Annotated in this window: 9 protein-coding genes and 1 riboswitch; of the genes, 8 read left to right on the forward strand and 1 reads right to left on the reverse strand. The window is 66.4% G+C overall.

The features are described from left to right. On the forward strand, window positions 1–279 hold a 279-nt coding region (locus A5712_RS08320), incomplete at its 5' end, for a WXG100 family type VII secretion target (RefSeq protein WP_231982054.1). 63 nt (window positions 280–342) lie between these two features. On the opposite strand, the gene A5712_RS08325 is transcribed toward A5712_RS08320, so the two are convergent. Beyond that, the gene (locus A5712_RS08325; protein WP_068103444.1) at window positions 343–1656 is read right to left on the reverse strand and encodes a PPE family protein; all 1314 of its coding nucleotides are present in this window, start codon (window positions 1654–1656) and stop codon (window positions 343–345) included. Window positions 1657–2419: 763 nt separating this feature from the next. Between A5712_RS08325 and A5712_RS08330 the strand changes: the two genes are divergently transcribed. From A5712_RS08330 to A5712_RS08360, 7 genes are all read left to right on the forward strand, one after another. Beyond that, a complete protein-coding gene (locus tag A5712_RS08330; RefSeq protein WP_068103447.1) occupies window positions 2420–3193 on the forward strand; it encodes a response regulator transcription factor in 774 nt (257 codons plus the stop codon). Continuing rightward, complete coding sequence (locus tag A5712_RS08335; RefSeq protein WP_068103449.1) at window positions 3190–4719, forward strand: cell wall metabolism sensor histidine kinase WalK; 1530 nt, start codon at window positions 3190–3192, stop codon at window positions 4717–4719. Before A5712_RS08330 ends, A5712_RS08335 begins: the two co-directional genes overlap by 4 nt. A 185-nt stretch (window positions 4720–4904) precedes the next feature. Next, window positions 4905–5081, forward strand: a riboswitch (M-box (ykoK) riboswitch). A 423-nt stretch (window positions 5082–5504) separates the two neighbouring features. Then, the gene (locus A5712_RS08340) at window positions 5505–5804 is read left to right on the forward strand and encodes a PE family protein (RefSeq protein ID WP_068103451.1); all 300 of its coding nucleotides are present in this window, start codon (window positions 5505–5507) and stop codon (window positions 5802–5804) included. 16 nt (window positions 5805–5820) lie between these two features. Next, a complete protein-coding gene (locus tag A5712_RS08345; RefSeq protein ID WP_082973342.1) occupies window positions 5821–7026 on the forward strand; it encodes a PPE family protein in 1206 nt (401 codons plus the stop codon). 22 nt (window positions 7027–7048) lie between these two features. Further along, window positions 7049–8251 (forward strand): PPE family protein, encoded by a 1203-nt coding sequence (locus A5712_RS08350; protein WP_068103453.1) that lies wholly within the window; start codon window positions 7049–7051, stop codon window positions 8249–8251. A 47-nt stretch (window positions 8252–8298) separates the two neighbouring features. Next, a complete protein-coding gene (locus A5712_RS08355) occupies window positions 8299–9633 on the forward strand; it encodes a magnesium transporter MgtE N-terminal domain-containing protein (RefSeq protein WP_068103460.1) in 1335 nt (444 codons plus the stop codon). Window positions 9634–9662: 29 nt separating this feature from the next. Then, on the forward strand, window positions 9663–10042 hold a 380-nt coding region (locus tag A5712_RS08360), incomplete at its 3' end, for a divalent metal cation transporter (RefSeq protein WP_369830373.1).

A 10042-nucleotide genomic window follows, 5' to 3' on the forward strand; every position in this document is an offset into this window, starting at 1 on the left:
ATCAATTACCAGTTTGGCGATGTGGATGCCCATGGTGCGACGATTCGCGCCCAGGCCGCGTCGTTGGAGGCCGAGCACCAGGCCATCGTTCGCGATGTGCTGGCTGCGGGTGACTTCTGGGGTGGCGCCGGTTCGGTGGCCTGCCAGGAGTTCATCACCCAGTTGGGTCGTAACTTCCAGGTGATCTACGAGCAGGCCAACGCGCACGGCCAGAAGGTGCAGACGGCGGGCAGCAACATGTCCAGCACGGACAGCGCCGTCGGCTCCAGCTGGGCCTGATTCGCCGCTTCAAAGCGGGGCCGCACACCGACCGGTGTGCGGCCCCGTTCTTTGTCCGCCGGGCTAGCCGGCGACCGGAGAACGCGGAATCAGCGAGGCGCGGAACCCAATCCGCTGAACCGCGCCCTCGGACTCGCGGCCGACCATGCCGCCCAGCGGCAGCTTGGAAACGCCCGCGGTGGGTGCTGACGCGGGCACCGCGCCCCACCCGCCCGGCATGGCGTTGGCGTCCAGGGCGGGCAGCGGCGTGACCGACGACACCGCGTCGGCCCACGTCGGCGGGACCGACAAGGTCCCGAGCGAGGGCGCCTGACCCACACTCGCCGACGCGCCCGCGCCCAGACCCCCAAGGGGCCCAAGGCCTCCCAGGCCGCTGGCCGCTCCCCCGTCGGCTCCCTCAAGCGAACCCAAGCCCACGAAATCCAGGCTCAGGCCATACCCGTCGAAACCCATTCCGGCGCCGTCGGTGCCCAAACCGGCACCGTCGCCGCCCAGGCCGGCCAGGTCGGAACCGAGGCCGACCACATCGAGCAGGGCGGGTCCGTTCCCGCCCAACGCCGACGTGAGGCTCGAGGTCAATCCGGACAAGGCACTCGCGCCGGTGCTGGCGCCCTTGGTGGCGGTTTTGCCGGTCGCTCCCGTCAGACTCGACAGCGCGCTGAGCGGGGAGGTGGCCGCCGTGGATCCCAGCGACGCCGCGGTGCCCGCCGCCGGCGACAAAGCGGTACCCGACGCCGCACCCGGGGTCGCCAGCGTCTGCAGCGTCTGGGGCACCGAGGACATCAACTGCGCCGTACTCGTCTGGGCGTTACTGCCGACCTGGGCACCCGCCTGCGCGGCGACGCCGCCCGGGTTGGTCGTCTGGGGCGGCGAGGTGAACGTCGAAAATGCCGACGCCGCAGACGAATTGGCGGCGTAGCCGTACATCGCGGTGGCGTCCTGCGCCCACATCTCGCTGTACTCGGCTTCCGTGGCCATGATCGCCGGCGTGTTCTGCCCGAAAATGTTGGTCGCGATCAACGCCATCAGTTCGGCGCGGTTGGCCGCGATCAGCGGTGGCGGCACCGTCATGGCGTATGCGGTCTCGAAGGCCGCCGCCGCGGCCGTGGCCTGGGTGGCCGACTGCTCGCACTGCGCGGCGGTGGCCGTCATCCACGATATGTAGGGCGTCACCGCGGCGGCCATCGACAGCGACGTCGGTCCCAGCCAGGACTCGTCGGTGAGGCTGGCGATCACCGACTGATACCCGCTGGCGGCGTCGGTCAGCTCGGCGGCCAGCGATTCCCAGCCCGCCGAGGCGGTCAACAGGGTTCCGGGCCCCGGCCCCAGATACATCCGGCCGGAGTTGATTTCCGGCGGCAACGCGCCAAAGTCCATCGTCTGTCCTATCTGTTGGTTGTTTCAGCGGAGCCGGTCACATCGCGGCCGCGCGGACGGCCCCCACAGCTGTCACCGAAATCTGATAAAGCGCCGGTTGCGCCGCCCTGTGGACGGAAAGGGAGTCCGTCGTTCTCGGCGTAATCGGCTTGGGATCCGGTGGTGTGTCCACGGTGCGCCAGCGGCACACGAAAACACGGGCATGCCAAATACACTCGTGAATTGCTCGCGCTTGATGATTCGCCGCTGGCAACAGCCCGACTGCGGCCGCCAACACAAATGCCGTGATCACCGAAATGCCGTGCCCACGAATATTGGAACGCACCACAGCGGCGTTGTTCGCTGGCTTTAATGACATTGATCATCACCACAGTGGCCGCCGAATTGGCGTGCTGACGACCGGCCACTGACCCCCGCAGGGTCCGCGCCAGCCCGTTCCGACCCTTTGTTACCAAAGAGGTTGCACGCCCCGGGAATTCGTAACATTGCGTAATATTTTGTTAACGAATTCGAGGACCTCCAGGGGCGAAAGCCCTTATTGAGCCGACGGTTTGAAGAGTCTGACCGTGCGATGCGCTGCCCGAGTGAATCAATGGCCACGAATTCCAGTGTTTTTGGGAAGTCGGCTCCTCTCAAGTCGGGCGATTCAACACATATGAAACACATATATGTCCACTCAAATGTGAGTCAGCGAGGCCCGAATTATTTGAGAACTCTATGAATTCCGTGACAATCCGGTGTGTAGTTGGGAGGATGTGAGCATATGACCGCAACGTCGGGATACGCACGCAGCGAGCGCCCACGCCAAGCCATCCTTGGTCAGCTGCCCAGGATTTACCGTGCCGATGGCTCACCGATCCGTGTCTTGCTGGTTGACGACGAGCCCGCGCTGACCAACTTGGTGAAGATGGCGCTGCATTACGAGGGCTGGGTGGTCGACATCGCCCACAACGGCCGCGAGGCCATCGCGAAGTTCGAAAACGTCATTCCCGACGTGCTGGTGCTCGACATCATGCTTCCCGACGTGGACGGCCTGCGGATTCTGCAGCGGATCCGCGAATCCGACGCCTACACCCCCACGCTGTTCCTCACCGCCCGCGATTCGGTCATGGACCGCGTCACCGGCCTGACCGCGGGCGCGGACGACTACATGACCAAGCCGTTCAGCCTCGAGGAGCTTGTCGCGCGACTGCGCGGCCTGCTGCGCCGCTCTACCCAGCAGACCCCGCCGGCGGCCGAGACCCTGAAAATCGGCGACCTACATGTCGACACCGCCAGCCGGGAGGTCACCCGCGGCGGCACCCCGATATCGCTCTCGTCAACCGAGTTCGAATTGCTGCGGTTCCTCATGCGCAATCCCCGGCGCGCGCTGAGCCGCACCGAAATCCTCGACCGCGTCTGGAATTACGACTTCGCCGGCCGAACCAGCATCGTGGATCTGTACATCTCGTACCTCAGGAAGAAGATCGACTCCGGCCGGGAGCCCATGATCCATACCGTCCGCGGCGTTGGGTACATGCTGCGACCGCCCGAATGACCGGCGAGCCGAATACCAGATCCAGGGACCTTTCGCGGTGGCTGCCCCATTCGCTGCGCCGCCAGTTGCTATTGGGCGTGCTGGCCGTGGTCAGCGTGGTGCTCGTAACGGTCGGCATCGTCTCGGTGCTGAGCCTGCGCGGCTATGTGACGGCGATGAGCGATGCCGACGTTGCCCAATCCCTTGACGCGCTGAGCAATTCGTACACGAGATACCGAAACGGCGACCACGGTCCGACGCGCGGGGGCACCGAATCCATCGGGCAGGCGATGCTGGAGTTCACCGATCAAACGCCAGGCAACGTCATAGCCGTGCTGCACGACGGCGTCGTGATCGGCTCGGCGGTCTTTTCCGAAGCCGAGGCGCGACCCGCACCGGCCGACGCGGTGCACGCCATCGAGTCCCAGCCCTGGCCCGAAGACGCCCCGCCGCGGACCGAGAAGCTGGGCAGCCTCGGCTCTTATCGCGTCGACAGCCGGGCCTACGGATCCGACCTGTTGGTCGTCGGCGTATCGCAAGCGCGGGCCAACCAGATCATCGCCCGCAAGAACATCACCACCACGGCACTTATCGCGGCCGCCCTTGCGATCACGGCGGGGCTGACCATCTGGGTGGTCGGGATCACCCTTCGCCCGCTGCGCCGGCTCGCCGCCACCGCCGCCGAAGTCGCCGCCATGCCGCTGACCGACGACCACCGAATCAGCGTCCGGGTGCAGCCCAATGACACCGACCCCGACAACGAGGTCGGCGTCGTCGGGCACACGCTGAACCGGTTGCTGGACAACGTGGACAGCGCGTTGGCGCATCGCGCCGACTCCGACTTGCGGATGCGCCAATTCATCACCGACGCCAGCCACGAGTTGCGCACCCCGCTGGCGGCGATTCAGGGGTATGCCGAGCTGACCCGCCAAGACAGCTCGGCGCTGCCGGCGACCACCGAATACGCGCTGGCCCGCATCGAGTCGGAGGCGCGGCGCATGGCGGTGCTCGTCGACGAGATGCTGCTGCTCTCGCGCCTGGGCGAGGGCCAGGACCTGCAGACCCAGGACGTCGACCTCGCGGACCTCGTGGTCAACGCCGTGAACGACGCGGCGGTCGCGGCGCCGACCCACTTCTGGGTCAAAGACCTTCCCGACGAGCCGGTTTGGGTTCGCGGCGACCACGCCCGGCTCCACCAATTGGTCAGCAACCTGCTCAGCAACGCCCGGGTGCACACGCCGCCGGGCGTCACGGTGACGACCGGGATCACCTGCCGGCGCCGCGGCACGGAACCGCCCTACGTCGAACTGACCGTCGCCGACGACGGCCCGGGCATCGACGCGGATCTCCTGCCCCGGTTGTTCGAGCGGTTCGCGCGCGCCGACGCGGCGCGGTCCAACGGCTCGGGCATCGGGCTGGGCCTGGCCATCGTGAGCTCGATCGTCAAGGCCCACCACGGCTCGGTGACCGCCGAATCCGCCAATGGCCGAACGGTTTTCCGGGTGCGGCTGCCGATGATCGAAAATCCGGCGCTGGATATCGATTAGCAAACGAATCGGGCAGGCTTTTGGCGCCGCCGGAATGGCAAATCGCCCAAGGGTTGCCGATGCGACTGGGTGGTCGCAGGAGCCCACGGATGCGCCGGTGCGTATGTGTCCAGCACGTGAACTGTTTAGAACGCGTGGTCCTGAAAAGTTGACTCGCCGGTTCGCGAGTGCCACCATGGCCAATGCAAGCACCTCGCTAGGTGAGGCGTCTGCACGGATACAGGCCACTGACCTCGAACGTCGAAAGACGCCCAGGGTCAGGACAGCTCCTCCCGGATTAAGGGTTGAGCCCAAGTGGCTTCCGGCTCCTATCGGGCCGGATACGCCGTGTGGTGCCGAAGCTCTGACGAGAGGGGTGCCGTGCTCAGGTGTTCTGGCCTGGGCATTTCTCCCCGCTGTGCAAGGTTTGGCATCCCCGTATGCCCTGGCCGCGAGGAGGTGAGAGCGGAATGAGTCCCGACGATAGTCCTTATCCGAGGTCGACGACCATTTCGTTGCGATCCGGTCCCGGCTCGTTTTCGCAGCTGTAATCGGCTGATCCCACAAGTTTTGTCCGCGCGTCACCGCTCGGCGGGTTTGTCTTCGGCGTGCGCGGAAATCAATCCTCCGGGGTTGCCAACTGGCCAGTGCCTGGCCTTTGGCGTGAGGAGATGCCCTATGCCGCTTGCAGTTCCACGCCCATAAGCAACGAGCTACCACGTCCCGCCACCTGGGCCGACTTGGATCCGCGAGGGGTCCTTTGAACCGCGTCAGCGCCTTACCGACTATTCGCTAGGAGAACTCCGATGGCTTTTGTCACTGCTCGGCCGGAATCGCTGGCCGCCGCCGCCACTCGCTTGCAACAGATCGGCTCGACGCTGGAAGCTCAAAATGCTGCAACAGCAGCGCCGATGACCGGGGTCGTGCCCTCGGCTGCCGACGAGGTGTCGGTTATTACGGCGGCAAAGTTCGCCACGCACGCGCAGGCGTTTCAAACCCTGAGCGCCCAGGCCGCCGTGATGCACCAGATGTTCGTCGCCACCATGCAGACCAGCGCCGACTCGTACGCCGCAACCGAGGCGGCCAACGCGGCCGCCGCACGTTGAATACCTAGGGGGGATCGTGATCGACTTCGCCGCATTGCCGCCCGAAATCAATTCGGCCAGAATGTATTCGGGCCCTGGGTCAGGGCCCATGCTGGCCGCGGCCTCGGCCTGGAACTCGATGGCCGCTGAAATGCGTTCCGCTGCGTCATCTTACGACTCCGTGATGTCGGAGCTCACCTGCTCGGATTGGTTCGGCCCGTCATCGATGTCGATGTTTGCATCGGCCGTACCGTACCTGGAGTGGCTCAGCACCACCGCCACCCAGGCCGAGCAAGCGGGCAGCCAAGCCCAAGCCGCCGTCACCGCCTACGAGTCAGCATTCGCCATGACGGTTCCCCCGGCGGTCGTCGCGGCCAACCGCGCCCAGCTCGCCGCACTCGTGGCGACGAATGTTTTCGGCCAAAACACGCCGGCGATTGCGGCCACTGAGGCCCAGTACGCGGAAATGTGGGCGCAGGATGCCGCCGCGATGAACGGTTACGCCGGCGCAGCGGGCGTCGCAGCCCAACTGACGCCATTTACCGCGCCGCAGTCCCCCACTCACTCCGACGGAATTGCCAACCAGGCCAACGCCGTTGCCCAAGCCGCCGAAACACCGGCCGGCAATGCGCAGTCGATAGTGTCCTCGGCAGCCTCCAGCAACCCCGGCGGGATATTGGGGGCATTGGAAGGCGTGCTGGCTACCGGTTCCGATGCGTCGTCGCCGTTCCACGGACTGGCCACTGTCCTGAACGGCAGCAACGGCTCGGCCCTCGGGTCCTTCTTGAATTCCAATTTCCTGAGCACTTCGGTGCTGAACGGAGCGATGGCCGGGGGCCCGTTCAATCCACAGAGCATCCTGACCAACATTGCCGGCTTCAGCTCCGTATTCCCTAAGGCGACCGCGGCGCCGGCGGACATCGGCGCGGGCGCGGCTTCGGCCGCGAGTGCGGCGGACTCTGCGGGACTGACCGGCATCAGCGCCGCCGGCTCGGGCGCCATGGGCCAGGCGCATTTGGTCGGCGCGGTCTCCGTGCCGCCCAGCTGGACCGGTGCAGCCACGATCACCCCTGCCGAAGCCGCGTTGCCTGCCACCGGACTCAGCGATATCGGTTCGGGCGGCGCGGGTGGGCCCGGAGCGTATGCGGCGCCGATGGCGGGCGCGGCCAGGCGGCTACGCAGAGCGATTCCCAAGTACGGGTTCAAGCCCGTTGTGATGCCACGTCCGCCTGCCGCGGGATAACAGGATTTCGAAGGAGAGCGTCATGATCGATTTCGCGTCATTACCGCCGGAGATCAACTCGGCCAGAATGTATTCGGGTCCCGGATCAGCGTCCATGCTGGCCGCTGCCTCGGCCTGGCACACGGTGGCCGCTGAAATGCGTTCTGCAGCTGTTAATTACGGCTCGGTTGTTTCGAGGTTGACCGGCGAGAGTTGGTTTGGCCCGTCGTCCACGCTGATGACGGCCGCGATCGGACCGTACCTCGACTGGCTGAGCGCCACCGCTACCCAGGCCGAGCAGGCAGGCATCCAAGCCAACGCGGCCGCAGCCGCCTACGAGTCCGCGTTCGCCATGACCGTGCCGCCCACGGTCATCACGGCGAACCGCGCGCACCTGTCGAATCTGGTGGCCACCAACCTCTTCGGTCAAAACACCGCGGCGATCGCGGCCACGGAGGTCCAATACGCGGAAATGTGGGCTCAAGATGCCGCCGCGATGAACGGCTATGCCACCGCCTCTACCGCGGCGACGCAATTGACTTCGTTCAGCTCACCGCAATCCACCACCAACGCCGGCGGAGTGGCCTCCCAAGCTAACGCGGTTGGCCAAGCCGCCAACGCGTCGACCACCCCCGATGTGGCGGCGGCGCTGGCGAACATACCGGTGCTCGGCGGGATCACCGCGCCCGGCTCTAATCAAGCCACCACAGGGCTTGCCGGGCTCCTGAACGACCTGGACGGGTCCAACAATGCGCTGCTGGGCAGCTTCCTGTCCGACGCCTCGACCTCGGGCATCAGCAACGCATTCACCACCAATGGGATTCTCAACCCCACGACATTCGTCGACAACGCATCGGCGTACGCCTTCATGAACACCGGCGGTGACAACGCGGCGACCGGTGCGGCGGACGCGGCTGGCGGCGCAGCCGCGGCTGAGACGGCCGGCGTGCACAGCGCGGCCGCGGCCGGGATGGGAGAGGCGAACCTGGTTGGGTCCCTGTCCGTACCACCCGCCTGGGCCGCGAGCGGGGCGACGATCAACCCGACCGCACTGACAACGACCCAGATGGGGGCGGGCGCGTATCAGAGCCTGGGCGCCACCCCGATGGTGATGGAGGACGTGGGGCCGATGGGCGTGCCCGGCATGCCGCTGGGCGGGGCCGTGGACGCGGCCGACGACGAATTCGGTTCTCCCGTATACGGGTTCCGCCCCCGCATCCTGGGGCGGCCGCCAGCGGCGGGTTAGCCGCCGAGAACCGCAGGACATCAAAGAAAGTGATCGAGGAGGGCCAAGTGAGCACATCAGAGACGGCGAAGCCCCGCGACGGGCTACCGGTGATCCACCTCTCTCAGTTGCTGCGCGGACCGGTGCGCGCCCGCTCCGGTGAGGTAGTCGGCCGCGTCGAGGACGTGATCGTGCGGCTGCGGGGCGCCCACCAGTATCCGTTGGTGACCGGGATCGTGGCGGAGGTCGGTGGGCGGTCGGTGTTCATCGGCAGCCAGGCCATACACGAATTCACGGCAGAGCAAGTTGTGTTGGCCAAGAACAAGGTTGACCTCCGCGGGTTCGAGCGACGCGACGGTGAGGTGCTGTTGCGCGCCGACGTGCTGGGGCACCGGCTGATCGATGTGGCCGCCGTGGAATTGGTGCGCGCATACGACGTCAGGCTCGAGGACACCGGCACCGGATGGGTACTCACGCGATTGGACACGCGACGCCCGCCAAGGCTTTTCGGGCTGATCAAGGGATCGGGCGGGCAGGCGCCGCGGGATTGGAAGGCGTTCGAACCGCTGATCGGTCACGTCCGCTCCGATGTGGTACGCCGGCATTGGGGCCGCGTCGGCGGGTTCAAGGCCGCCGAGATCGCGGACCTGCTCGAGGAAGCGAATAAGGCAGAGGGTGGCGAGATCCTCGATCGGGTGCGCAGTGATCCGGAGTTGGAAGCTGATGTGTTCGAGGAGTTGGATCCCGATAAGGCCAGCCGGCTGCTCGACGACATGCCCGACGAGGAGGTCGCAGCGCTGTTGGGCCGGATGCGCGCCGATGATGCCGCCGACGCGATCGCGGACCTGCGCCAAAAGAGGCGTCGGCGCGTGCTGGAGCTGATGCCCGGCCCGCAGCGCACCAAGGTGATCACACTGATGGGGTTCAACCCCGAAAGCGCCGGTGGGTTGATGAACGTCGACTTCGTCTCTTGCGCGGCCACCGCGACCGCGGGCACGGCGCTGGCGCTAATCGCCGCTGCCCGCACCATGCAACCGGAGGCGCTCGTCAAGGTCCATGTTCTCGACGACGGCGAGCGGTTGGCCGGTGTGGTTTCGGTGATTACCCTGCTGCAGGCCGAACCCAGTGAAAGCGTTGGGGCACTGATGGATTCCGACCCGGTGCGGGTCAGCGCCGACGCGGATCTGACCGACATCGCGCTGCTGATGGCCGACTTCAACCTCTACTCCATTCCCGTCGTCGACGAGCAGGACCGCGTGCTCGGGGTGGTCACCGTCGACGACATTCTGGAAGCGACCATCCCCGAGGACTGGCGCCGACGCGAGCCCGCCCCCCGCCCGACCGGCGATATGACGCAACCCGGCGAAACCAACGGGCAAGTTCCAGGAGGTGAGACGCCGTGACGTCGAACGCGGACAAGACCGCCGACCCCTTGGCCCCAGCTAAGATCCACCGCAGCGCGGTGCTGGACAGCGCGCATCTGGGTGATATCGAGGGCGCGTTCGGGCGCATCAGCGTCGGGGAGACCGAGCTTGCCCGCACCTGGAAGACGCGGCTTTTGACGCTGCTGGCGATCGTCGGCCCCGGGATCATCGTGATGGTCGGCGACAACGACGCCGGTGGGGTGGCGACCTACACCCAGGCCGGCCAAAACTACGGCTACTCCCTGTTGTGGGTCCTGCTGCTGCTCATCCCGGTGCTCATCGTCAACCAGGAGATGGTGGTCCGGCTCGGGGCGGTGACCGGCGTCGGTCACGCCCGGCTGATCAACGAACGCTTCGGCCGCGGCTGGGGCTGGTTTTCCGTCGGCGA

The sequence above is a fragment of the Mycobacterium sp. E2327 genome (assembly GCF_001672675.1).
Lineage (GTDB): Bacteria > Actinomycetota > Actinomycetes > Mycobacteriales > Mycobacteriaceae > Mycobacterium.